A 22,812-nucleotide genomic window follows, 5' to 3' on the forward strand; every position below is an offset into this window, starting at 1 on the left:
TCCTTCATCGGCCGCATCAGTGCCTCGCGGGCCTCTGGGCCACGATCCGCGGCATTCATGCCGATGCCCCGCAGCGACATCACCGCCCGACTCGCTTGTCGAGGACTACCTGAGCACCCGCTGGCGGCCGCGCAGGCCGAGGCCGGGACATGGGTTCCATGCGCTCGGCGCGGTCCGTCATGTCGAGCATTGACTAACCCTTTCGTCGGGTTATACGGTTTAACCTGACAAAGAGGTTGGACGCCATCGCCGGCGGAAGACATCCATGCCCAAGACGGCCATGCCGAGCACCCAGGACTTCCAGTTCATTGCCGGGAACCTGGCCCTGGATTTCGTCAATACGGTCGGCAACCGACTGGCGGAGCCGCGGGAATATTTCCGCGAGGCCAGGGACGTCCAGCGCTGGACCCGCCTTTCCGGCGCTGCGGAACTCCGGCGGGTCGGCGTGCCTTCCGCGCAGCACCTCGGGCAGATCCGCCTGGTCCGGGAACAGCTGTATGGGGTGTTCAAGAGGCTCGTCGACGGTGCCGCCCCGGACGCCAGACTCGTCGCCGCGTTGAACGCGCGGCTGGCCGACGTCGCCACCAGCCGCCAACTGGTTTGCGCCGGCGGCGGGGTGCGCTGGCAATGGAATGATCCGGCCGAGAGTCCGGTGCGGATTCTCGGCCCCGTCCTCTTGAGCGCGGCGAACCTGCTGACGTCGGACCACGTCGCACGGTTGCGGCAGTGCGAAGACCCTGCGTGCGGCTGGCTGTTCCTGGACCGCTCGCAGGCGTCGCGCAGGCGCTGGTGCAGCATGGCCGACTGCGGAAACCGCGCCAAGGCCCGCCGCCACTACGGGCGCGGGCTTCGCGCGCAGTCCTGAAACGGCAGGCGCCTCACCCATCGCGGACAAGGGAGCGACTCACCGTGATCGAAATGCGGGACGCCGCCGCCACCGCCCGTCCGCTCGTCGTCATCGGGGCTCCCAGCAGCGCCGGCTCCTATGCACCCGGACAGGAAAAGGCGCCTGCCGCCTTGCGCGAGGCGGGCCTGGTCGAGCTGATGCGCCGCGAGGGAATCCAGGTCGACGATCGCGGCGACGTGCCGGGGTTCCGCTGGCGCGCCGACCGCGCCCATCCGCGCGCCATGCATGCGGACGTGGCCGCGCGCGTGGCGCGCGCGACGGCGGATGAAGCCGGATCCGCATTCGCAAGGCAGTCGCCCGTCCTGGTCCTGGGAGGCGACTGCACGGTCGAGCTCGGGATCGTGGCGGCGGCCGTCGAAACCGGCGGAAGCGTGGGCCTGGTCTATATCGACCTGGACACCGACCTCAACACCCCGGCCAGTACGACCGACGGAGCGCTCGACTGGATGGGCGTCGCCCACATGCTCGGCATCGAGGGCACGGTGCCGGCCCTGGCGGAGGTGGGCCATCGGAAGCCGCTGCTGAAGCCCGGGCAGATCCTCTACTTCGGCCATGACAACGTAACGCCCCCCGAGCGCGGGATCATCGACGCGCTCGGCATCGCGGGGATTCCCCTGGGCGCCGTCAGGGCCGATCCCGAGCAGGCGGCCCGTCGGGTCCTGGACGGCTGGGCGCGACGGTTCACGCACCTGCTGATCCATCTCGACGCCGACGTGCTCGACTACCTGGACTTTCCGCTCGCCGAAAATACGCGCCGCAACCGGGGCCTGCGGTTCGACGAGCTCATGGCGGCCCTTCGCCTGTTGCTGCTCGCGCCGAACTGGGCGGCGCTCACCGTTTGCGAGGTCAATCCGGATCACGGCGAGGAAGACGGCTCCACGCTGCGGACTTTCTGCGCGGCGCTGGCGCAGGCGCTCGCCCGATCGCGGCGACTTCGCGCGCCAGAACTTCCCGACCCGGCCTTTTCGACGAGTCTCCGCTGATGCACGCCAAACCGCCCATGCACCTTGTCACCCGTACCCACGCATCCACGAGCACGACGCGCAACGCGCAAGCGGCGCGGCCGTGCACTTCCGGGAGAAAACCCGCGACGGCAGGCTGGCGCCGTGCGGCCGCCTGCGCCCTCGCGCTGGCCATCCAGCAGGATGCGGTGGCGCGCCGGCCGCTGATCGACGCATCGGCCGGCGCGCGTTTTTCCGATGCCTTGCTCGCCTGCGGCCCCTCGCCGGAGCTTCCCGCTTCCGCCGCAGCGGTCTACGGATGGCTGGTCGGCGACTGGGCGGTCGACGTCACCGACGTCCGGCCGGACGGATCGCGGCATACGAGCACTGGGGAATGGCATTTCGCCTGGGTTCTCGAAGGGCGGGCGATCCAGGACGTCTGGATCGCGCCCGTGCGTGCCCAGCGCCGGGGGAGCGTGCCGCGCGAGCACAACCGCTATGGGAGCAGCCTGCGCTACTACGACGACAGTATCAAAGCCTGGCGCGTGGTCTGGATCAATCCCGTGTCGCACGACCAGACGGAGCTCGTGGCGAGAAAAGTCGGCGACTCGGTCGTCCAGCAAAGCAGCGACCCGGACGGGACCTTCACCCGCTGGACATTCACCGACATCAAGCCGGCCTCGTTCACCTGGCTGAGCGAATACTCGTCCGACGGCGGCAGGACATGGCAGCTCGACGCGGTGTTCAAGGCCCGGCGCGTCGGCGGCAACGGACCGTGCGCTCCGGCCGTCCCCCATCCCGGATAAGCGCCCCGGGCCGTCACGCCGGGAGCGGGGCAGCCGGCTCGGCGCGGGTCTTTTTTGTGCCGCGCGGCGGCGCCCGGAGGGCGCGCCGCCGGTGCGCGCGGGCCGGCCGGCCGGGGCCGCGCGCGCTTGTGCGGAGCGCGCGTGCGACCTTAAAATGGCTTGCTTTGGCGCAAGGGAACATCGGCTTGGGCAGCGGGTCCGGCGCGTCTGCGGCAGCGCCGCGGGGCGGCAAAGCCTTTTGGAATCCGTTGCTTGCGATGCGAAAGTGGCGGAACTGGTAGACGCACTGGATTTAGGTTCCAGCGGTTCACACCGTGCGGGTTCGAGTCCCGCCTTTCGCACCATTCCCGAACGAAGGTCGACGGCCGGGCGCGCGGGGCGCCGGTCTATTACGAGAGTATCACTCAGGAGACGTCATGCAGTTTTCGGTTGAGAACGTCGGCAAGCTCGAGCGCAAGCTCACGGTCCGGTTCCCGGCGGAGCGGTTCGAGTCGCAGGTGAGCGCGCGCATCGCCGAGATGGGCCGCACCGTGCGCCTCAAGGGCTTCCGTCCGGGCAAGGTGCCCGCCGCGGTGATCCAGCAGCGCTTCGGCGCGCAGGTGCGCGGCGAGGTGCTGTCCGACCTGATCGGCAGCACGCTGCGCGAGGCGTTCGAGAAGGAGAACCTGCGCCCGGTCGCCAACCCGGCCATCGACACCACCGGCAAGCCGGAGAACGGCGAGATCGCCTACACCGCCACCTTCGAGGTGATGCCGGAGTTCCCCGAGATCGACGTCGCCGCGCTGGAGATCACCCGCACCGCCGCCGAGGTGACCGAGGCCGACATCGAGAAGATGATCGAGACGCTGCGCCAGCAGCGCCGCCGCTTCGACGAGGTGGACCGCGCCTCGGCCGAGGGCGACTTCGTGATGTTCGAGTACTCCGCCGTGGCCGGCGACTACCGCTTCCCGGCCGAGGGCGTGGAGCGCGCCGGCAGCGTGCTGGGCTCGGGCACCCTGTTCAAGGCGTTGGACGAGGCGCTGAGCGGCCGCAAGGCGGGCGACGAGTATGCGGCGGACATCGACTTCCCGGCGGACTTCCGCAACGAGAACCTGGCCGGCAAGACCGCCAAGGTGAGCTTCAAGATCGTCAAGGTGCAGGAGCCGCACCTGCCGGCGGTGGACGCCAACTTCGCCAAGCTGTTCGGCATCGCCGACGGCGACCTGGACAGCTTCCGCAAGGAGGTGCGCGCCAACCTGGAGCGCGAGCTGAAGGCCACCCTGATGGCGCGCCTGAAGGCCGAGGTGGCCGAGAAGCTGGCCAACGCCTACGAGAACCTGGACGTGCCGAACCTGATGGTGCAGGCCGAGGCGCGCAACCTCGCCGCCGGGAGCGTGCCGCGCGGCCAGCAGCCGCCCCCGCAGCTGGTCGAGGCGGCGCTGCCGATGGCCCGCAAGCGCGTGATCGCCGGCCTGCTGATGGGCGAGATCGCCCGCAAACAGGAGCTGAAGCTGGACCGCACGCGCGTGGCCGAGCAGCTCGCCGCGATCGCCTCCACCTACGAGGAGCCGGAAAAGGTCGTTGAACTTTACAACAGCGACCCCCAACTCATGTCCGGGCTGCAGAACCGCGTGATGGAGGACCAGGTGGCCGAGTGGGTGGCCGAGCACGCCAGGACCACCGTGCAGAACCTGGGCTTCGACGAGGTGATGCGCCCGGTCGGCGCCTGAGTGGGGTAAGGTTTGACGCGGCATCCCTGTCGCGGAGAGCTCCACCGGCTTTCCTGGCCGGACTTTCAATCTTCGCCTTTGGAGACTTCACCCGTGGCTATGGACCCGATCCAAAACCTCAACCTGGTGCCCATCGTCGTCGAGCAGACCGCCCGCGGCGAGCGCTCCTACGACATCTACTCGCGCCTGCTGAAGGAGCGGGTGATCTTCCTGGTGGGCGAGGTCAACGACCAGGTCGCCAACATCCTGATCGCGCAGATGCTGTTCCTGGAGTCGGAGAACCCCGACAAGGACATCCACCTGTACATCAACAGCCCCGGCGGCTCGGTCACCGCCGGCCTGGCGATCTACGACACCATGCAGTTCGTCAAGCCCGACGTCAGCACCATGTGCGTGGGCCAGGCGGCGAGCATGGGCGCGCTGCTGCTGGCCGCGGGCGCGGCCGGCAAGCGCCATTCGCTGCCGCACTCGCGGATCATGATCCACCAGCCGTGGGCGGGGGGCATTTCCGGCCAGGCCACGGACATCGAGATCCACGCCCGCGAGATCCTCACCATGCGCGAGCGGCTGAACGAGATCCTGGCCCGCCACACCGGCAAGCCGATCGAGGAGATCGCCCGCGACACCGAGCGCGACCGCTTCATGAGCGCCGTCGACGCCAAGGCCTACGGCCTGGTCGACTCCGTGCTGGACCGGCGCGCCGTCGAGACGGTCAAGTCGGCCTGACGCGCGGCCGTTAACGGTACCGGGAAGCCGGCTCCGCGCCTGGGTCCAGGCGCGGAGCCCTGTGCTATTCTCGGACCGCAATCGATTTACAGCAGGATTACAGCATGAGCGACGAGCGGCAGGGCCGTTCCAACGACAGCGGCAAGATTCTCTACTGCTCCTTCTGCGGCAAGAGCCAGCACGAGGTGCGCAAGCTCATCGCGGGCCCGTCGGTGTTCATCTGCGACGAGTGCGTGGAGCTGTGCAACGACATCATCCGCGAGGAGCTGGAGGAGAAGGCCGCCAGCGGGCGCACCCACCTGCCCAAGCCCCGCGAGATCATGGAGACGCTCGACCAGTACGTGGTCGGCCAGACCCGCGCCAAGAAGGCGCTGGCGGTGGCCGTGTACAACCACTACAAGCGGATGGAGTCGCGCCAGAAGGGCGACGACGTCGAGCTGGGCAAGTCCAACATCCTGCTGATCGGCCCCACCGGCTCGGGCAAGACCCTGCTCGCCGAGACGCTGGCGCGGCTGCTGAACGTGCCGTTCACCATCGCCGACGCCACCACGCTCACCGAGGCGGGCTACGTCGGCGAGGACGTCGAGAACATCATCCAGAAGCTGCTGCAGAAGTGCGACTACGACGTCGACAAGGCGCAGTCGGGCATCGTCTACATCGACGAGATCGACAAGATCTCGCGCAAGAGCGAGAACCCGTCGATCACCCGCGACGTCTCCGGCGAGGGCGTGCAGCAGGCGCTGCTGAAGCTGATCGAGGGCACCCTGGCCTCGGTGCCGCCGCAGGGCGGGCGCAAGCATCCGCAGCAGGAATTCCTGCAGGTGGACACCAAGAACATCCTGTTCATCTGCGGCGGCGCGTTCGCCGGCCTGGAGAAGGTGATCCAGCAGCGCTCGGAGACCACCGGCATCGGCTTCTCCGCCGAGGTGCGCTCGAAGGAGCGCACCGAGAACCTGGGCAAGGTGCTGGCCGACGTGGAGCCGGCCGACCTGGTGCGCTTCGGCCTGATCCCCGAGTTCGTCGGCCGCCTGCCGGTGGTGGCGACGCTGGACGAGCTGGACGAGGCGGCGCTGGTGAAGATCCTCACCGAGCCGAAGAACGCGGTCACCAAGCAGTTCAAGAAGCTGTTCGAGATGGAGGGCGTGGAGCTGGAGTTCCGCCCCGAGGCGCTGCAGGCGATCGCCAAGAAGGCGCTCAAGCGCAAGACCGGCGCGCGCGGCCTGCGCACCATCCTGGAGCAGGTGCTGCTGGACACCATGTACGAGCTGCCCTCGCTGGAGCACGTCAGCAAGGTGGTGGTGGACGACGCGGTGATCGAGGGACAGGCCGAGCCCTACCTGATCTACCGTGGCAACCTGCAGCAGCAGCGCGTCGCCAGCGAGGGCGGCGACGCGGCCTGAAGCGGCCGCTCCGCACGGCAAAGCCAACGGGCGCCCCGGCCACGCCGGGGCGCCTTTTTTGCGGCCACGCTCACTTGTGCCGGGAGGCCGCCGGCACCACTTGACGGAAGGAGACCTCCGGCGCAGTGTCGGAGGCGAAGTCACAGCCGTATGCCGAGGAAATTCCAGATGGCCAAGAGCGCCACATCCGCCGCCGACACCAAGACGGACGTGCTGCCGGTCCTGCCGCTGCGCGACGTGGTGGTCTACCCGCACATGGTGATCCCGCTGTTCGTGGGGCGCGACAAGTCCATGCGCGCGCTCGAGCGCGCGATGGAGGGCGAGCGGCAGATCCTGCTGGTCGCGCAGAAGAGCCCGGACATCGACGACCCGAAGATCTCCGACCTGCACCAGGTCGGCACCCTGGCCGGCGTGCTGCAGCTGCTCAAGCTGCCGGACGGCACGGTCAAGGTGCTGGTCGAGGGCCAGGCGCGCGTCGCGGTGGAGAACTACCGCGAGGAAGGCGGCATGCTGATGGCGCAGTCGCGGGTGATCGAGCCGGTCTACAGCGCCAAGGAGCGCGAGCTGGACGTGGTCTCGCGCACCCTGGTCTCGCTGTTCGAGCAGCTGGTCAAGCAGAGCCGCAAGCTGCCGCCCGAGGTGCTGGCCACGCTGTCCGGCATCGACGATCCCTCGCGCCTGGCCGACTCCATCGCCGCGCACCTGTCGGTGCGCATGGCCGACAAGCAGAAGGTGCTGGAGACCGCCGACGTGGGGCAGCGCCTGGAGCTGCTGATCGGCCTGGTCGACGGCGAGATGGACCTGCAGCAGGTGGAGAAGCGCATCCGCGGCCGCGTGAAGTCGCAGATGGAGAAGAGCCAGCGCGAGTACTACCTCAACGAGCAGATGAAGGCGATCCAGAAGGAGCTGGGCGAGGGCGAGGAAGGCCCCAACGAGATCGAGGAGCTGCAGAAGAAGATCGAGTCGGCCGGCATGCCCAAGGCGGTGCAGGCCAAGGCTCGCCAGGAGCTGGGCAAGCTGCGCCAGATGTCGCCGATGTCGGCCGAGGCCACGGTGGTGCGCAACTACCTGGACTGGCTGACCGGCGTGCCGTGGAAGAAGCGCAGCAAGGTGCGCAAGGACCTCGCGCTGGCGCAGCAGGTGCTCGACGCCGACCACTTCGGCCTGGAGAAGGTCAAGGAGCGCATCCTCGAGTACCTCGCCGTGCAGCAGCGCGTGAACGCGATGAAGGGCCCGATCCTGTGCCTGGTGGGCCCGCCCGGCGTGGGCAAGACCTCGCTGGGGCAGTCGATCGCCAGGGCGACCAACCGCAAGTTCGTGCGCATGTCGCTGGGCGGCGTGCGCGACGAGGCAGAGATCCGCGGCCACCGGCGCACCTACATCGGCTCGATGCCGGGCCGCATCGTGCAGAACCTCAACAAGGTCGGCACCAAGAACCCGCTGTTCGTGCTGGACGAGATCGACAAGATGTCGATGGACTTCCGCGGCGACCCGTCCTCGGCGCTGCTGGAGGTGCTCGACCCCGAGCAGAACCACGCCTTCAACGACCACTACCTGGAGGTCGACCTCGACCTGTCCGAGGTGATGTGGATCGCCACCGCCAACTCGTTGAACATCCCCGGCCCGCTGCTGGACCGCATGGAGGTGATCCGCATCCCCGGCTACACCGAGGACGAGAAGCTGGCCATCGCGCAGAGGTACCTGCTGCCCAAGCAGATCAAGGCCAACGGCCTCAAGCCGGAGGAGATCGGCGTGGACGAGGCGGCCGTGCGCGACATCGTGCGCTACTACACGCGCGAGTCCGGCGTGCGCAACCTCGAACGCGAGATCGCCAAGATCTGCCGCAAGGTGGTGAAGGAGCTCGCCCTCGCCGAATCCGGCAAGGCCAAGCCGAAGAAGGCGGCGGCGGGCGCGAAGGCGGCCAAGACCAGGGCGAAGGGCAAGCCGCAGGCCGGCGTGCGGGTCACGTCGGAGAACCTGGAGCGCTACCTGGGCGTGCGCCGCTTCGACTTCGGCCGCAAGGAGCAGCAGAACGAGGTCGGCCTGGTCACCGGCCTGGCCTGGACCCAGGTCGGCGGCGACCTGCTGAGCATCGAGGCCTCGGTGGTGCCGGGCAAGGGCCGGTTGGTGCACACCGGCCAGCTCGGCGACGTGATGAAGGAGTCGATCCAGGCCGCGATGTCGGTGGTGCGCGCCCGCGTGGCGCAGCTCGGCATCGACCCGGAGTTCCACCAGAAGCTCGACGTGCACATCCACGTGCCGGAAGGCGCCACGCCGAAGGACGGGCCGAGCGCGGGCATCGCCATGTGCACCGCGCTGGTCTCGGCGCTGACCAAGGTGCCGGTGCGCTCCGAGGTGGCGATGACCGGCGAGATCACGCTGCGCGGCCGCGTGCTGCCGATCGGCGGCCTCAAGGAGAAGCTGCTCGCGGCGCACCGCGGCGGCATCACCACGGTGATCATCCCGGAGGACAACAAGAAGGACCTGGCCGACATCCCGGCCAACGTCACCGGCTCGCTGCAGATCCACGCGGTGCGCTGGATCGACGAGGTGCTGGACATCGCGCTGGAGCATCCGCTGCGCCCCGCGGACGTCGAGGCCGCGGTGGAGCAGGCGGTCGCGCCGGCCGAGGAATCCGGCGAGACGCGCTCGCGCGCGCACTGAGCGCGCGCGTCCGCAGGCGACCTGTTGAGCCGCCCGGCCGGCGCCGGGCGGCGTCGCTTTTTTGGTGCGCTGCGGGGCGATTCCGCTAGCCGTTTCCGGCATCTTTTGCAAGCGCGGAACGTGCCATGCGAAACGGCCGGAAGCCTTGATATTGCTTGTATTGCGCAGCTTGTCGACGCACTGGTATAAAGGCGGCGCCGCAGTCTCCGCGCCCGCTTGAGCGGCGCAGCGATGCGGAGTTGCGAGGCGGCGCCGGAATGGGCCAACCATCAGCAATGGCGGCGTGTCTCATCCCAGACTGACCACGCGGGCCGCAAACACCGTTTACGAGGGAGTGTCTCAATGAATAAAACCGATCTGATCAATGCCATCGCTGAGAAGGCGGAACTGACCAAGGCCGACGCCGGCCGCGCGCTGGAGGCTTTCTTCGAAGTCGTGCAGAAGACGCTGAAGAAGGGCGACGATGTGTCGGTGGTCGGCTTCGGCACCTTCACCGTGCGCAAGCGCGCGGCGCGCACCGGCCGCAACCCGCGCACCAATGAGACGATCAAGATCAAGGCCTCGAAGGTCCCGGCCTTCAAGGCTGGCAAGACGCTGAAGGATGCCCTAAACTAAGCGGCTCGCCGCTTGGTTTCGGGTGCTTAGCTCAGCGGTAGAGCGTCGCCCTTACAAGGCGAGGGTCGTAGGTTCGATCCCTACAGCACCCACCAGAAAAACGCGGAGCGGTAGTTCAGTCGGTTAGAATGCTGGCCTGTCACGCCGGAGGTCGCGGGTTCGAGTCCCGTCCGCTCCGCCATTTCGTCAGCAAGGGCGCCCGCGTGGCGCCCTTGTCATTTATGCTTCGGCCTCCGGCCGGCCACATTACAAGTCTCGGGAAGGGTTCATGCTGCAGGCACTGCGTAACAAGCTCCATGGATGGCCCACCATCGTCGTTCTGGGCATCTGCGTCTTCGCCGTCGCGTTCTTCGGCATCGAGTCGTACTTCATGTCGCAGACCGAGACCTTCGTGGCCAAGGTCGGCAAGCACGAGATCAGCCAGCAGCAGTTCCAGGACCGCCTGAACCGGCTGCGCCGGCAGGACAGCGAGCGCATGGGCGCCCAGTTCGACGCCAGCGTCTACGAGAAGCCGGAGATGAAGCAGCGCGTGCTGGACGCGATGATCGACCAGCAGCTGCTGCAGCAGGCCAACGACGACCTCGGGCTGAAGGTGTCCGACCAGGCCGTGCGCGACAGCATCGCCGCCATCCCCGCGTTCCAGACCGACGGCCGGTTCGACCCGGCCGCCTACCGCGCGGCGCTCGCCGGCGCGGGCCAGACCCCGGCGATGTTCGAGAGCGACGTGCGCACCTCCCTGGCGCTGAGCCTGCTGCCGGACGCGCTCGCCGCCAGCACCATCGTCAGCGACGAGGACGTGCAGCGCTTCATCGACCTGCAGATGCAGCGCCGCGACCTGCGCTACGTCGTGCTGCCGAAGCCGGCGCCGGCCGACGCCACGGTGACCGACGCGGAGATCGAGTCCTACTACAAGGCGCACCAGGCCGACTTCATGAACCCCGAGCAGGTCTCGGTGAAGTACCTGGAAGTGAACGGCGCGGACCTCAAGGTGGACGAGCAGCCCGGCGACGCGGAGCTGAGGAAGCGCTACGAGGACGAGAAGCAGCGCTTCGTGCAGCCCGAGCAGCGGCTGGTCTCGCACATCCTGGTCAACGTGCCGAAGAACGCCACGCCGGAGCAGCAGAAGGCCGCGCTGGCCAAGGCCGAGAAGATCGCCGCGCAGGCCACGCCGGAGAATTTCGCCAAGCTGGCGGAGCAGGATTCGGACGACCTCGGCTCCAGGCGCCAGGGCGGCGACCTGGGCTGGCTGGAGAAGGGCGTCACCAACGCGGCCTTCGACGAGGCGCTGTTCTCCCTGCAGAAGGGCCGGATCTCCAAGCCCGTGCTGTCCGACGAGGGCTACCACATCCTGTGGCTGCGCGACGTGCGCAGCGGCCAGGCCAAGCCGTTCGAGGAAGTGCGCGCGCAGCTGGTGCAGGAAGCCTCGTCGGGCGCGCGCGAGCGCAAGTACGCCGAGGTCGCCGGCAAGCTGGCGGACAAGACCTACCAGAACCCGGCCTCGCTGGAGCCGGCCGCGCAGGAGCTCGGGCTGACGATCAAGGACTCCGGGCTGTTCCCGCGCAGCGGCGGCAGCGGCATCGCGGCCGACCCCAAGGTGGTGCAGGCGGCGTTCTCCGACGACGTGCTGGCGCAGGGCAACAACTCCGGCCTGCTGGAGCTCGCGCCCAACCACGCGGTGGTGATCCACGTCGACCGGCACGTGCCGGCCGCGGCCAAGCCGCTGGCGGAAGTGCGCGACGCGGTGCGCCAGAAGATCCTGGACGAGCGCGTCGCCGCGGCCGCGAAGAAGCAGGCCGACGAGCTGCTGCGGCGCCTGGAGAAGGGCGAGGACATGGCCGCGCTCGCCGCGTCCGCCGGCGCCAGCGTGCAGAGCGCGGCCGGCGCCGTGCGCATGCAGCCGGACGTGCCGCAGCCGGTGCGCGAGGCGGCGTTCCTGCTGCCGCACCCGAAGCCGGGCGCATCCGCGTTCCAGGCGGTCGCGCTGCAGGACGGCGGCTACGCGCTGCTCGCGGTGGACAAGGTGCAGGGCGCGGATGCCAGCAAGGTGTCGGCGCAGCAGCGCGAGATGCTGCGCCAGAGCATGATCCGCGCCTATGGCGAGGTGGCCACCGAGGGCTACCTCGACGCGCTGAAGAAGCGGACCGAGATCAAGGTCGCCAAGGACCGCATGTAGGCGAGGCGGTTGCGCTTGGATTCGGGAAGGGCGGCTCGGGCCGCCCTTCTTTTTTTTTCGGCGGACAGCCGAGCGGGGGCATGCCTTGTCATCGACTTGCACCGGCCAGGCGTGGCGAAGCGATAGAGCCGATTCGTCATCTTTCGAACCTGGCGGGCATGGCCCGCGGGATCGCTCCATTTCCGGAAGGCCCGGGCCTTCCGTGGAACGGCCATCAGCCCGGCTTTCGCCAACGGATGCCAGGCTTCCCGGCGCGCCTAGTTCCGGCGACCCGCCGCCGCCTGGCGCGCGGCCTGGATGCGCAGCTTCTGGCCGGGCTTGATGCGCCCGCCCTTGAGGTCGTTCCAGCGCTCGAGCTCCGCCACGCTGACGGTGTAGCGCCGCGCGATCTGCCACAGCGTCTCGCCCGCCTTCACCGTGTGGATGCGGCCGGCCGCGGCTGGCGGCCGCGGCAGCGCCGGCGTGTTCTCCAGGTCCGCCGTGACGGCCGGCCGCTCGTCGCCGCCCAGCGGCGGGATGCCCGGCGAGGCCGGCGCCAGCGCCGCGGTGAGGCTGGCCGGGCTGCCCGCCAGGGCTTCCTGGAGCTGCCCGGCATGGCTGCGCGGCAGCAGCAGGCGGGCGTCGCGCGGCGCGCTGGCCGCCGCGCCCAGGTAGCCCGCGTTGAGCTTGCGGACGTGCTCCACCGACATGCCGGCGTTCGCCGCCGCCTGCGCCAGCGGCAGCGGGCGATCGAGCTTCACCGTGGCGAGCTGCCGCTCCGGCGACAGGCCGGGCAGGGTCACGCCGAAGCGTTCCGGCGCGCGCACCACGCAGGCGATGGCCAGCAGCTTGGTGAGGTGCTCGCGCGTCACCGCGCGCACCGGCAGTCGCGGGATCGCCGGCTCGGCGGGCGGCATGCCGTGGCGGTCCACCAGCCGGCGCACGGAGAATTCGCCGGCGTTGTAGGCGTAGTCGGCCACGCGCCAGTCCTGGAACTGCCCGTAGTAGCGCCGCAGCATCGTCATCACCGCCTCGGTCGCCTCGGCGATGTCGAGCCGGGCATCGTAGTCCCTGCCGACGTGCAGGCCCATGTGGCGCGCGGTGACCGGCATGATCTGCCACATGCCGGCGGGCCGGCCGTTGCGGTGTCCCGGCGCGGTGCGGAACTCGCTCTCCACCCAGGGCAGCAGGCTGAACTCGCCGGCGACGCCGTGCGCGGCGGCGATCTTCTGCACGTAGGCCAGGCGCGGCAGCGCCTCGTCCATCTGCGCCTGGAAGCGCTGCGGGTCCTGCGTGTAGCGCCGCGCCCAGGCGGCGATGCCCGGATCGGCGTCGCAGTCGGCCATGGCGAAGCTGCCGCGCAGGCGTTCCCAGAAATCGGCCGGCGCCGGCTCGAACGGACTGTCGTCGGCGGACGGCGCGGGCGCCTGCGCCGCGGTCGCGGCGGGAGCCGGCGCGGGAGCGGGAGGCCGGCGCTCGGGACGCGGCGCGGGCGGCGTGGCGCAGGCGGCCAGCAGGGCGGCGAGCAGGACCGGCAGCGGGCGCAGGGCGTGCCTGGCCTGCCTCATGCGAACGCATCCTTGGCGGAGCGCAGGGCGGCGAAGCGGGCGACCCGGTCGCCGGCGCCGCTCCATGCCGCCACCGCGGCGCTGCCGGTGCGCAGGAAGGGGTTGCACGCCAGCTCGCTGGCCAGCGGCACCGGCACGCTCGGCATCCCGGCGGCGCGCTGGCGGGCGACCTCGTCGACGCGCGCGCGCAGCGCCTCGTTGGCGGGATCGACGGTGAGCGCGAAGCGCCCGTTCTGCGCGGTGTACTCGTGGCCGCAGCAGACCCGCGTGTCGCCGGGCAGCGAGGCGAGGCGGTCGAGCGAGGCGAGCATCTGCGCGGGCGTGCCCTCGAACAGGCGGCCGCAGCCCAGGCTGAACAGGGTGTCGCCGCAGAACAGCAGGCCTTCGCCGACGTAGGCGACGTGGCTGAGCGTGTGGCCGGGCACGGCGACGACGTCGAAGCCCGCCGCCGGCGCGTCGAACCCGATGCGGTCGCCATCGCCGACGCGATGCGTGGCCACGTCGATCCGTTCGTCGTCCGGCGCGTAGACCGGCGCGCCGTGGCGCTCGCGCAGGGCCGGCGCGCCGCCGACGTGGTCGGGATGATGGTGGGTGAGCAGGATGCCGCGCAGGCGCCATCCGTGCGCGGCCAGCGCCCGTTCCACCGGCGCGGCCTCGCCGGGATCGACCACGAGCGCCTGGCCGTCGTCGTCGTGCAGCAGCCAGATGTAGTTGTCGGCGAGCGCCGGTAGCGGTACGACGTGCAAGAAGGCCTCCGCAGCGTTTTCGTATCGACTGGCGCAGGCGTCCCGGCTTGCGCGAAGCCGGGGACTATAGAAGGCGCGCCGGGCCTGGTCGTTAGCGTGGCGTTAAAGACGCGGCGGCCGTTCATGCCTGTGCGGCGCTTCATGTCCGGGCCGCGATCCGTGCCGCGCAAGCCGTTACACTGCCGGCATACCCGCCTTGCCGGAGCCGAAGACCAGCGCATGCCCGCACGCGACCACGACATCTACGCCAGCCCGCCCATGCGTGGCCTGCTGGCCGACGAGATCGCGGCGCTGCTGCCGGACCTGCAGCGCTGCGCGGGCACCAGCGCGCTGCAGATTTCCGCCGCGCCGGGCATGGCGCCGCCGTCGCTGCCGATGCTCGGCCACTGGGTGCGCCTGCACGTCAACGGCGGCCGCTACCACGGCGACCTCTCGGCGCAGGTGGACGAGCCGCTGCCGTTCCTCGCCGATGCGTTCGGGCTGGTGCTGCTGCGCCACGCGACGGAGGCGGTGGCCGCGCCGACGCGCCTGCTCGGCGAGGTCGCGCGCGTGGTCGCGCCCGGCGGCCTGCTCGCGCTCACCGGCGTGCATCCGCTCAGCGGCTGGCTGCCGTGGTGGCTGTGGCGCGCGCGGCAGGGAGGGTTGTCGCTGCCGGTGCCGCTCGGGCTGGAAGGCTGGCTGCGCGGCGCGGATTTCGTCATCGAGCGCGCGCAGCGGGTGGGCCCGCCGTGGCCAGGCGTGGCGTCGCCCGCGGGGCGGCGGAGCCTGCTCGGCGGCGGCTACCTGCTGCTGGCGCGCAAGCGCCGCCCGGCCACGCCGGCCGTGCGGCTGAAGCCGCGGCCGCTGGTGCAGCCGGTGGGCTCCGGCCTCGCGCCGGGTGCCCGGCGCGGCGCGGCGATGCAGACCCAGGGAACGACACGAATCCATCCATGACCGAAGTCGAAGCTTTCACCGACGGCGCCTGCCTCGGCAATCCCGGGCCCGGCGGCTGGGCCGCGCTGCTGCGCGCCAGGGGCACCGAGCGCCTGCTCAGCGGCGGCGAGCCCGCCACCACCAACAACCGCATGGAGCTGATGGCCGCGATCGGCGCGCTGGAGGCGCTCAAGCGCCCGTGCAAGGTGCGGCTCACCACCGATTCGCGCTACGTGATGCAGGGTATCGAGGAATGGGTGCCGCGCTGGCGCGCCAACGGCTGGCGCACCGCCGACAAGAAGCCGGTGAAGAACCAGGACCTGTGGCAGCGGCTCGCCGCCGCCGCCGAGCCGCACGTGGTGCGCTGGCAGTGGGTGAAGGGCCACAATGGCCACGCGGAGAACGAGCGCGTCGACCGGGCCGCGCGCGAGCAGGCCGAACACTACAAGGGCAACGCATGAGGCAGATCGTCCTCGACACCGAAACCACCGGCCTGGAGGTGCGCCAGGGCCACCGGCTGATCGAAATCGCCTGCGTGGAGCTGGTCGAGCGCCGTCCCACCGGACGCCACTGGCAGACCTACCTCAACCCCGACCGCGCCATCGACGAGGGCGCGCGCCAGGTCACCGGCATCGAGGACGAGTTCCTGCTCGACAAGCCGCGCTTCGCGGACGTCGTGGACGACTTCCTCGCCTTCATCGACGGCGCCGAGCTGATCATCCACAACGCCAGCTTCGACGTGGGCTTCCTCGACGCCGAGCTGGCGCGCATCGGCCCGCACATGGGGCGCATCGCCGACCGCTGCGGCGTGCTGGACACGCTGGCGATGGCGCGCGAGCGCTACCCCGGCCAGCGCAACAGCCTGGACGCGCTGTGCAAGCGCCTGGGCGTGGACAACTCCGCGCGCGACCTGCACGGCGGCCTGATCGACGCGCAGCTGCTGGCCGACGTCTACCTGGCGATGACCTCCGGCCAGGTGGCGCTGAACTTCGGCTTCGAGAGCGTCGCGGAGGAGCGCAGCTACGCGGTGGTGACGCCGGTGACGCCGCTGCGCCGCCCGCGCGTGCTGCGCGCGGACGCCGCCGAGCTGGCCGCGCACGAGGCGCGGCTGGACGCGCTGGACAAGGCACCGGGCGGCAGCCTGTGGCGGCGCGAGCCGGCGGCGGAGAGCGCGGTCAGCTGATCCGCACCAGCACGGCGGTGATGTTGTCGCTGGCGCTGCCTTCCAGCGCCGCCAGCAGCAGGTGGTCGACGCATTCCTGCGCGGCCAGCTCGCCGCGCGCGAGCACGCGCGCGATCGCCTCGTCGTCCAGCGACTCGTTCAGCCCGTCGCTGCACAGCAGGAAGCCGGCGCCGGGCTCGATGCGCCCGCGCGCCATGCCGATGTGCAGCTGCTCCTGCCGGGTGACGCCCAGCGCCTGGGTCAGCACGTTGCGCTGCGGGTGGCGCGCCGCCTGCGCCGGGTCGAGGCGGCCGGACGCCACCAGCTCCTCCACCAGCGAGTGGTCGTGGCTGATCCGGCGCAGCTCGCGCCGCCAGCGGTAGGCGCGGCTGTCGCCCACCCACACCGCCTCGTAGGCCTCGCCGAGCAGGCGCAGCGCGACCAGGGTGGTGCCCATCGGCAGCGCCACGCAATCGCGGTTCTCCTCCAGCAGCCGCTGGTTGGCCTCGCGCACCGCCTCGGCCAGCGCATGGCCCTGCGCGACGCGCTCGGCCATCGTGTCGCGCGCGATCGCCGCCGCCACCTCGCCGTGCTGGTGCCCGCCCATGCCGTCGGCGACCAGGAACAGCCCCAGCGCGGCGTCGGCGTAGTAGGTGTCCTCGTTGCGCGCGCGGCGCAGCCCGACGTGGGTTCCGTGTCCGAATTCGATCATGGCGGCTGGCGGTTTCTGGAAGCGCAGCATGCCGCATGCGCAAGGGATGCGCAAAAGCCTGGCGGGCGGCTCGACCGACGTTGGCGACAGGGGCGCCGAGCGTCATCCGCGACTTCGGCTTGCCCGCGTTTTTTGCGCTATGGCGCCCCTGCGTGTCCGTTCCGGAAGGCCCTGTCGAATCCGGGCCGGATTCTTCCTCCGGCGATGGCGGGGCAGGATGCGTTTGCGCTTCCGGGCCAGGCGGAGTCCGGGCACGCCCGGCCGCGGATCAGTGTTCCCAATGCAAAGAGCGGTTCCTTGCCTGATCGGTGCGATGCTGCCTCGCCACGTCCAGCCATGCCACGTCACGTGACTGGCGCGTCCCGCCGGACGAGTGAGGAGCCCGCATGGAGATCGCTCCTCGAGGCCCGAATGCGAGGATGCGATGGCGGCCATGATCTGAGCGCCTGTTCACGATCTCCGAGTATCCCCCCATGAAACGTCATCCCGGCGAAAGCTGGGGTCCAGCGTCGTCGAGGGAACGTCACCGGATGACCAGCCCTTCGGCTGTTGAAAAGCGCCTCCTGCCTTCGCAGGGATGACGGCGAGGGAATGGCCGGACCGACGGTAGATCGTGGACCGGCTCCGGGAGAGGCGGTTCGCTGACGGCAAAGATCGCCCCGCTTCCGGTAGGCGGCGGTGGATGGCGCGCCATCGTCGGCATCGCCGGCCTCCGAGAATGCCGCGATGCGGTCGGAAATCGATGCGGCTGGAAATCATTGCCCACGTCGAGAGCTTGGCCCAAGGAAGGCCGGGCGCATTAATTTGCGAATGTAACATTATAACGTTACGATCCAGGCCATGGCGAGGAAAGTGATCGCGGCTGATCGAAGGCGGAGCGACTGATGTCCGTGGCGGATCGGATGGAACGGCTTGTCGTCGCTCCGCCGGGCGCGGACGGCCGCGGCATGACGCCGTTGCGCCGCGAGGTGCTGCAATTCATCACCGGCCACGCGCGACCGGTGAAGGCATACGACCTGCTCGACGCGCTGCGGCGACGCCATCCCGGCCTGCAGCCTTCCTCCGTCTACCGCGCGCTGGATTTCCTGATCCGGCAAGGCCTCGTCCGCCGCCTCGGCACGCTCCGGGCCTATGCCCGCAGGGAGGCGGCGCGCGACGAAGCGATGGTGGTCTACATCTGCCGCCGTTGCCGGCGCACGTGCGAACGGGACGGGATCGAGCTGCATGGCGTGGTGTCGGCCCAGGCGGACCGGCTCGGCTTCCGCCCGCACGGCGGGCCGCTCGAAGTCAAGGGGTTGTGCGCGGCGTGCGCCGCGGTCCTCGCGGCGTCCGGCTGACCGCAACAAGTGCACGCTTTGCGCGATTCCTTGGCGACAAGAGCTTGCGGATTGAGTGTAACGATATAACATTACGCTCGAATCTTCGTCCGACCTGTTTTTCCAGACCCGGGGAGCAACCCATGCGCAAGACCCTCATCGCCATCGCCCTCACCACGGCCCTGGGCGCCTCGATGCCCGCGCTCGCGGGCGAGACGCCGCCCGGCACGGCCGACGCCTCCGGCCAGGAGACGCGCGCCGCCAAGGTGCAGAACCTGGAAGGCGTGGTGGTCACCGCGGTGCCGCTGGGCCAGACCGCCGACCAGATCGTGCAGCCGGTCGCCGTGCTGGCCGGCTCGCGGCTGGACGACGCCAAGGGCGTTTCGCTGGGCGAGACCGTCTCGTCCATCCCCGGCGTGCAGACCACGGCGCTGGGCACGGCCGTGGGCCGGCCGGTGATCCGCGGCCTCGACGGCCCGCGCATCTCGGTGCTGGAGAACGGCCTGGCCTCGCAGGACGTGTCCAACGTGAGCCAGGACCACGCGGTCACGCTGGAGCCGTTCCTGGCCGACCAGATCGAGGTGCTGAAGGGGCCGGCCACGCTGCTCTACGGTTCCGGCGCCATCGGCGGCGTGGTCAACGTGGTGGACGGCCGCGTGCCCGAGCACGCGCCCGCCAACGGCCTGGCCGGCCGCGCGGAGGTGCGCGCCGACAGCGTGTCCGACGGCAGGACCGGCATGTTCCGCCTGGACGGCGGCAACGACGGCTTCGCGCTGCACGCCGACGGCATGCGCCGCGACAACGACAGCTACGACATTCCCGGCGGCACGCTGGCCAACAGCCAGGTGAAGACCACCGCCGGCTCGGTGGGCGCCTCGCTGCTGGGCAGCTGGGGCTACCTGGGCGCCTCGGTGGCGCGCTTCATGGACCACTACGGCAGCCCCGCCGAGCCGGGCGACCCGGAGGAGGGCGAGGCGCCGGTCACGATCAAGATGGCGCAGACCAACTACAACCTCAAGGGCGGGCTGGTCGAGCCGTTCGCGGGCATCGCCAGGATCGAGTTCAACCTGGGCCACAACGCCTACCAGCACGTCGAGTACGACGGCGACGAGCCCGGCACCACCTTCACCACGCACAGCAACCAGGGCCGCCTGGTGGTGACGCACCAGCCGCTGGCCGAATGGCAGGGCGCCTTCGGCGTGCAGACCGAGCACCGCCGCTTCACCGCGGTCGGCGACGAGACCTTCGTGCCGCCGACGACCACCAAGGACGTCGGCGTGTTCCTCACCGAGCAGCGCGAGTTCGGCCCGCTCAAGCTGGAGCTGGGCGCGCGCACCGACCGCCAGACCAGCGAGCCGGAAGGCGCGCCCAAGCGCGACTTCTCGCCGACCAGCTTCTCCGCCGGCTTAGCCTGGCGCTTCGCCGACCGCTGGCACCTGACCCTGAACCTCGACCGTGCCCAGCGCGCGCCGGCCGAGGAGGAGCTGTTCGCCAACGGCCCGCACGACGCCTCCGCGACGTTCGAGATCGGCAACCCGGACCTCGACAAGGAGACCTCCAACCAGGCCGAGCTGGGCCTGCACTTCCACGGCGACGTGGTGGAGGGCAAGGTGGCGGCGTACTACAACCGCTACAAGGACTTCATCTACCTCGCCGATACCGGCGAGGTGGACGACGACCTGCCGGTGCGCGTCTGGTCGCAGGCCGACGCCAAGTTCCGCGGCGCGGAGGCGGAGGCCACCTTCCACCTCGCCAAGGGCGCGGGCGGCAACTGGGACCTGCGCGTGTTCGGCGACACCGTGCGCGCCACCCTGTCGCACGGCGGCGGCAACGTGCCGCGCATCCCGGCCGGGCGCCTGGGCGGCCAGCTGAGCTGGAGCGCCGACGCGCTGCGCGCCAGCCTCGGCGCGGTGCGCTACTTCAAGCAGGACAAGACGGCGCCGTTCGAGACCGAGACCGCCGGCTACACCCTGGTCAACGCGCACTTCGCCTGGACCTTCCACGACGACGGCCGCAGCCAGTGGGAGGCCTTCGTGGACGGCAACAACCTGACCAACCAGACGGTGCGTCCGGCCACCTCGCTGTTCAAGGACGTGGCGCCGCTGCCGGGACGCAACGTGTCGGTGGGGCTGCGCGCCTTCTTCTAGGAAAGGCAGACCGGCCGGCCGCACATGGCCGCGCGGCCGGCGCCGCCGCGTGAGGTCCGGCGCCGCCCCGGCGCGCCGGGCGCGGCGGCGATGCCTCAGTGCGTGCGCGGCGGCGCGTAGCTGCCGCCGGGCTCGATCGTGGTCACGTAGGGGCCGTTCCAGTCGCGGTCGAAGATCGAGGCCAGCGTCCTCGCGGGCCCGGCGCCGTGCACGAACACCGAGGCGTCCACGCTGACGTTGAAGTAGCTCCATTCCCAGTTGCCGGTGCCGATGCAGGCGCTGCGGTCGTCGGCGACCGCGTACTTGGCGTGCTCGACCCGCGCGTAGGGAATGAAGCCCTGCGGCGAGGGCGGCAGCCGGCTGAACTTGACGGTGACGTTGGGCAGCGCGGCCAGGCTCTTGAGGTAGGACTGCATCGGTTCCCCCAGCGCCCAGTCGGCGACGATGATGCGCACCTCCACGCCGCGCGCCGCCGCGTCGCGCAGGGCGGCGTCGACGTCCGGCCACCAGCCCCTGGGGCCGTACTGCCGGATGGCCGAGAGCGTCATCACCTGGATGCGCAGCACGCGCCGGCTGGCTTCGATCATGTGCACCAGCGCGGGCTGCTCGGCGGTGACCCAGGCCGGCGCCAGGGATGGCGGGCTGAAGGCGGGGAAGGCGGTCAGCGGGTCGCCGCCGCCGGCGTCCAGCAGCACCGGGTCGCGTTCGGTGGCCGGCGCGAAATCCGGCGCCCGCATCGCCGCCGACGCCGCCTTGGGCAGGTCGGGGTCGCCGGCCACTTGCCAGTCGAAGTCGAAGACCGCGCCGAAGGTCCGCGCGAAGCGCGTATCGCGGACGCGCGCGCCGATCTCGTGGATCTCCTCCAGCGCGCGCCAGTCCCAGTTCGGGCTGCCAAGGAACACCTCGGTGCCGTCGACCACCATGTACTTGGCATGCAGCACGCCGCCGGTGAGCGCGTCCGCCGGCAGCGCGCGGACCGCGACGCCGGGGACCTTGCGCAGGCGCTCGACGCTGGCCGGGTTGCTTGCCAGGAAGCTGTGGTCGACCAGGAGGCGCACCGTGACGCCGGCCCTGGCGCGCGCGGCCAGCGCGTCGAGCACCGGCGCCAGCGCACCGCCGCCGCCCGGCTTTTCCGCGATGTAGAAGGCGGCGATGTCGATGCGCTGCCGGGCGCCCTGGATCATCCGCAGCCACACCGCCTGCGTGCGCGGCACGCCCGGCTCGCCGTAGACGGTGGCCGTGGGCACGCTTTCGACGATCTGGAAATCCGCGCGGCCGGATTCGGCGGCCGACGCCGCAGACGCAGCCAGCGGGGCGGCCAGGAGCAGGCGGAGGCCGAGGCCCAGGAAGCGCGGCATCGTGTCCGCGTTCGCGCAGGACCGGGCGCGGTCTCCGGCGAACCGGGCCGGATGGCGGGCAATGGCTGCCGTGGATTTTTTCATGGGGTGCCTGTAGCGGGGCCTTGGCGGGGACGTCGTGCCGCGCTTCGATGCCGGGGTGACGACGCGGCGATGGCGCAGGTGTGATCCTGCAGTTCGTCGCTGCTGCCGCGGTCGCCGCCGGACGGGTCGGCGCGGCCGCTGAGCAGGATGAAGCCGGGCCTGCCGTCGGCGGCGCGGGCGCCGACCACGGCCAGGCTGTGCCGCGCCATGCGGTCGCCGGCGGGCAGCGCGGCCGCCAGCGACTTGAAGGGATCGACCGGCAGCGTCCCGCCGGCGACCCATCTCGCCCAGTACGCATGCCCGTGCGGCGGCAGGGGCTCCTCCAGCCGGCGCCATGGCCCGGCGAGGGTCGGCAGCAGGCGGTGCAGCGCGTCGTGCACGTCGGGCCGGATGCAGTCGACGTGGATGTGCAACTGGTCCTGCGAGCGGCCGTAGGCGGAGTTCACCGCCAGGATCACCTCGTCGCGGGGCAGGCGGCGATGCAGGGCCGCCTCCAGGTACAGGCGGGCGGTCCACGCGGCGGCGAAGTAGTCGGGCGCGCCCGGCGCCAGCAGGGCCGGGCTCTCGATGCCCGTGACGCGGGCGAGCGGCAGCACCAGGTACTGGTAACGTCCCACCCTGTCCTTGAGCACGGCATGGGTGCCGTTCGCGTCGACCTCGGCGCACGGGGCGGGCGGATAGGTGCCGCGCGCCGCGGCCGCCGCGCAGGCGTCGTGGACCTTGCGCCAGAGCGCGTCGCGGTCCGCGCTCCCGGCGGGCGTCGCGCGCGGTTCCTTCGCGTGCGCGGCCACGAGCGCGCCCAGGCAGGCCATCGTCAGCATCGCCCGTCTGGCGACGCCCGGGATCACCGAAGCGCCGTGGGCATCGCCAAGCCGGCGAGGGACGGG

The 22,812-nt window shown here is 70.7% G+C and carries 19 protein-coding genes and 3 tRNA genes; 17 read left to right on the plus strand and 5 right to left on the minus strand.

What is annotated here, in order from left to right:
• The first annotated feature begins 265 nt into the window (after nt 1-265).
• From C7456_RS01710 to C7456_RS01765, 12 genes are all read left to right on the plus strand, one after another.
• A complete protein-coding gene (locus tag C7456_RS01710; RefSeq protein WP_109722032.1) occupies nt 266-865 on the plus strand; it encodes a CGNR zinc finger domain-containing protein in 600 nt (199 codons plus the stop codon).
• A 53-nt stretch (nt 866-918) separates the two neighbouring features.
• Nucleotides 919-1,890, plus strand: coding sequence for an arginase family protein (locus tag C7456_RS01715; protein WP_109722033.1), 972 nt, complete (start codon nt 919-921; stop codon nt 1,888-1,890).
• A gap of 17 nt (nt 1,891-1,907) precedes the next feature.
• Nucleotides 1,908-2,654: a hypothetical protein gene (locus C7456_RS01720; RefSeq protein WP_139942880.1), complete on the plus strand. Its 747-nt coding sequence runs from the start codon at nt 1,908-1,910 to the stop codon at nt 2,652-2,654.
• Between the two features lie 259 nt (nt 2,655-2,913).
• Nucleotides 2,914-2,998: transfer RNA gene (locus tag C7456_RS01725), tRNA-Leu, on the plus strand.
• A gap of 72 nt (nt 2,999-3,070) precedes the next feature.
• Nucleotides 3,071-4,363 carry a trigger factor gene (tig, locus tag C7456_RS01730; protein WP_109722035.1) on the plus strand — a complete coding sequence of 431 codons (1,293 nt, stop codon included), beginning with the start codon at nt 3,071-3,073 and terminating at the stop codon, nt 4,361-4,363.
• Nucleotides 4,364-4,462: 99 nt separating this feature from the next.
• Nucleotides 4,463-5,089, plus strand: a complete 627-nt coding sequence (clpP, locus tag C7456_RS01735; RefSeq protein ID WP_109722036.1) for an ATP-dependent Clp endopeptidase proteolytic subunit ClpP — start codon at nt 4,463-4,465, stop codon at nt 5,087-5,089.
• Nucleotides 5,090-5,193: 104 nt separating this feature from the next.
• Nucleotides 5,194-6,489: an ATP-dependent Clp protease ATP-binding subunit ClpX gene (clpX, locus tag C7456_RS01740; protein WP_109722037.1), complete on the plus strand. Its 1,296-nt coding sequence runs from the start codon at nt 5,194-5,196 to the stop codon at nt 6,487-6,489.
• Between the two features lie 168 nt (nt 6,490-6,657).
• Nucleotides 6,658-9,153 (plus strand): endopeptidase La, encoded by a 2,496-nt coding sequence (gene lon / locus C7456_RS01745; RefSeq protein ID WP_109722038.1) that lies wholly within the window; start codon nt 6,658-6,660, stop codon nt 9,151-9,153.
• A 342-nt stretch (nt 9,154-9,495) separates the two neighbouring features.
• Nucleotides 9,496-9,768 carry an HU family DNA-binding protein gene (locus tag C7456_RS01750; RefSeq protein ID WP_109722039.1) on the plus strand — a complete coding sequence of 91 codons (273 nt, stop codon included), beginning with the start codon at nt 9,496-9,498 and terminating at the stop codon, nt 9,766-9,768.
• Between the two features lie 20 nt (nt 9,769-9,788).
• Nucleotides 9,789-9,863: transfer RNA gene (locus tag C7456_RS01755), tRNA-Val, on the plus strand.
• Between the two features lie 9 nt (nt 9,864-9,872).
• Nucleotides 9,873-9,949, plus strand: a tRNA-Asp gene (locus C7456_RS01760).
• Nucleotides 9,950-10,036: 87 nt separating this feature from the next.
• On the plus strand, nt 10,037-11,941 hold the full coding sequence (locus C7456_RS01765; protein ID WP_109722040.1) for a SurA N-terminal domain-containing protein: 1,905 nt from the start codon (nt 10,037-10,039) through the stop codon (nt 11,939-11,941).
• A 257-nt stretch (nt 11,942-12,198) separates the two neighbouring features.
• Here the strand turns inward: C7456_RS01765 and C7456_RS01770 are convergent, their stop codons facing one another.
• Both C7456_RS01770 and gloB read right to left on the minus strand, forming a co-directional pair.
• Nucleotides 12,199-13,488 carry a LysM peptidoglycan-binding domain-containing protein gene (locus C7456_RS01770; protein WP_342767284.1) on the minus strand — a complete coding sequence of 430 codons (1,290 nt, stop codon included), beginning with the start codon at nt 13,486-13,488 and terminating at the stop codon, nt 12,199-12,201.
• On the minus strand, nt 13,485-14,234 hold the full coding sequence (gloB, locus tag C7456_RS01775; RefSeq protein ID WP_109722041.1) for a hydroxyacylglutathione hydrolase: 750 nt from the start codon (nt 14,232-14,234) through the stop codon (nt 13,485-13,487). Before gloB ends, C7456_RS01770 begins: the two co-directional genes overlap by 4 nt.
• Before the next feature lie 219 nt (nt 14,235-14,453).
• On the opposite strand from gloB, the gene C7456_RS01780 reads away from it, so the two are divergent.
• From C7456_RS01780 to dnaQ, 3 genes are read left to right on the plus strand one after another with little or no spacing between them, the layout of a single operon-like run.
• Nucleotides 14,454-15,167 (plus strand): methyltransferase domain-containing protein, encoded by a 714-nt coding sequence (locus C7456_RS01780; protein ID WP_109722042.1) that lies wholly within the window; start codon nt 14,454-14,456, stop codon nt 15,165-15,167.
• Nucleotides 15,164-15,607: a ribonuclease HI gene (rnhA, locus tag C7456_RS01785; protein ID WP_109722043.1), complete on the plus strand. Its 444-nt coding sequence runs from the start codon at nt 15,164-15,166 to the stop codon at nt 15,605-15,607. Before C7456_RS01780 ends, rnhA begins: the two co-directional genes overlap by 4 nt.
• Complete coding sequence (dnaQ, locus tag C7456_RS01790; RefSeq protein ID WP_109722044.1) at nt 15,604-16,329, plus strand: DNA polymerase III subunit epsilon; 726 nt, start codon at nt 15,604-15,606, stop codon at nt 16,327-16,329. The genes rnhA and dnaQ overlap by 4 nt, the downstream gene beginning before the upstream one ends.
• On the opposite strand, the gene C7456_RS01795 is transcribed toward dnaQ, so the two are convergent.
• Nucleotides 16,322-17,020: a PP2C family protein-serine/threonine phosphatase gene (locus C7456_RS01795; RefSeq protein ID WP_109722120.1), complete on the minus strand. Its 699-nt coding sequence runs from the start codon at nt 17,018-17,020 to the stop codon at nt 16,322-16,324. The genes dnaQ and C7456_RS01795 overlap by 8 nt on opposite strands.
• Before the next feature lie 884 nt (nt 17,021-17,904).
• Here C7456_RS01795 and C7456_RS01800 point away from each other — a divergent pair.
• Nucleotides 17,905-18,357, plus strand: coding sequence for a Fur family transcriptional regulator (locus C7456_RS01800; protein ID WP_109722045.1), 453 nt, complete (start codon nt 17,905-17,907; stop codon nt 18,355-18,357).
• Nucleotides 18,358-18,479: 122 nt separating this feature from the next.
• Entirely contained in the window at nt 18,480-20,483 is a 2,004-nt protein-coding gene (locus tag C7456_RS01805; RefSeq protein WP_109722046.1) for a TonB-dependent receptor, read from the plus strand.
• 95 nt (nt 20,484-20,578) lie between these two features.
• Here the strand turns inward: C7456_RS01805 and C7456_RS01810 are convergent, their stop codons facing one another.
• Together C7456_RS01810 and C7456_RS01815 are read right to left on the minus strand one after the other, a co-directional pair.
• Nucleotides 20,579-21,730 carry a phospholipase D-like domain-containing protein gene (locus C7456_RS01810; RefSeq protein WP_245889737.1) on the minus strand — a complete coding sequence of 384 codons (1,152 nt, stop codon included), beginning with the start codon at nt 21,728-21,730 and terminating at the stop codon, nt 20,579-20,581.
• Nucleotides 21,731-21,921: 191 nt separating this feature from the next.
• The gene (locus C7456_RS01815; RefSeq protein WP_170120146.1) at nt 21,922-22,746 is read right to left on the minus strand and encodes a CDP-diacylglycerol diphosphatase; all 825 of its coding nucleotides are present in this window, start codon (nt 22,744-22,746) and stop codon (nt 21,922-21,924) included.
• Nucleotides 22,747-22,812 lie beyond the last annotated feature (66 nt).

It is taken from the genome of Fulvimonas soli (genome assembly GCF_003148905.1).
In the GTDB taxonomy this organism is placed as follows: domain Bacteria; phylum Pseudomonadota; class Gammaproteobacteria; order Xanthomonadales; family Rhodanobacteraceae; genus Fulvimonas; species Fulvimonas soli.

What these genes read in the sequence shown, in the direction of transcription:
- C7456_RS01710 (WP_109722032.1), top strand. Translation starts at nt 266, where the DNA reads ATGCCCAAGACGGCCATGCCGAGCACCCAGGACTTCCAGTTCATTGCC.
- C7456_RS01715 (WP_109722033.1), top strand. Translation starts at nt 919, where the DNA reads ATGCGGGACGCCGCCGCCACCGCCCGTCCGCTCGTCGTCATCGGGGCT.
- C7456_RS01720 (WP_139942880.1), top strand. Translation starts at nt 1,908, where the DNA reads ATGCACCTTGTCACCCGTACCCACGCATCCACGAGCACGACGCGCAAC.
- tig (WP_109722035.1), top strand. Translation starts at nt 3,071, where the DNA reads ATGCAGTTTTCGGTTGAGAACGTCGGCAAGCTCGAGCGCAAGCTCACG.
- clpP (WP_109722036.1), top strand. Translation starts at nt 4,463, where the DNA reads ATGGACCCGATCCAAAACCTCAACCTGGTGCCCATCGTCGTCGAGCAG.
- clpX (WP_109722037.1), top strand. Translation starts at nt 5,194, where the DNA reads ATGAGCGACGAGCGGCAGGGCCGTTCCAACGACAGCGGCAAGATTCTC.
- lon (WP_109722038.1), top strand. Translation starts at nt 6,658, where the DNA reads ATGGCCAAGAGCGCCACATCCGCCGCCGACACCAAGACGGACGTGCTG.
- C7456_RS01750 (WP_109722039.1), top strand. Translation starts at nt 9,496, where the DNA reads ATGAATAAAACCGATCTGATCAATGCCATCGCTGAGAAGGCGGAACTG.
- C7456_RS01765 (WP_109722040.1), top strand. Translation starts at nt 10,037, where the DNA reads ATGCTGCAGGCACTGCGTAACAAGCTCCATGGATGGCCCACCATCGTC.
- C7456_RS01770 (WP_342767284.1), bottom strand. Translation starts at nt 13,488, where the DNA reads ATGAGGCAGGCCAGGCACGCCCTGCGCCCGCTGCCGGTCCTGCTCGCC.
- C7456_RS01780 (WP_109722042.1), top strand. Translation starts at nt 14,454, where the DNA reads ATGCCCGCACGCGACCACGACATCTACGCCAGCCCGCCCATGCGTGGC.
- rnhA (WP_109722043.1), top strand. Translation starts at nt 15,164, where the DNA reads ATGACCGAAGTCGAAGCTTTCACCGACGGCGCCTGCCTCGGCAATCCC.
- dnaQ (WP_109722044.1), top strand. Translation starts at nt 15,604, where the DNA reads ATGAGGCAGATCGTCCTCGACACCGAAACCACCGGCCTGGAGGTGCGC.
- C7456_RS01795 (WP_109722120.1), bottom strand. Translation starts at nt 17,020, where the DNA reads ATGATCGAATTCGGACACGGAACCCACGTCGGGCTGCGCCGCGCGCGC.
- C7456_RS01800 (WP_109722045.1), top strand. Translation starts at nt 17,905, where the DNA reads ATGTCCGTGGCGGATCGGATGGAACGGCTTGTCGTCGCTCCGCCGGGC.
- C7456_RS01805 (WP_109722046.1), top strand. Translation starts at nt 18,480, where the DNA reads ATGCGCAAGACCCTCATCGCCATCGCCCTCACCACGGCCCTGGGCGCC.
- C7456_RS01815 (WP_170120146.1), bottom strand. Translation starts at nt 22,746, where the DNA reads ATGCTGACGATGGCCTGCCTGGGCGCGCTCGTGGCCGCGCACGCGAAG.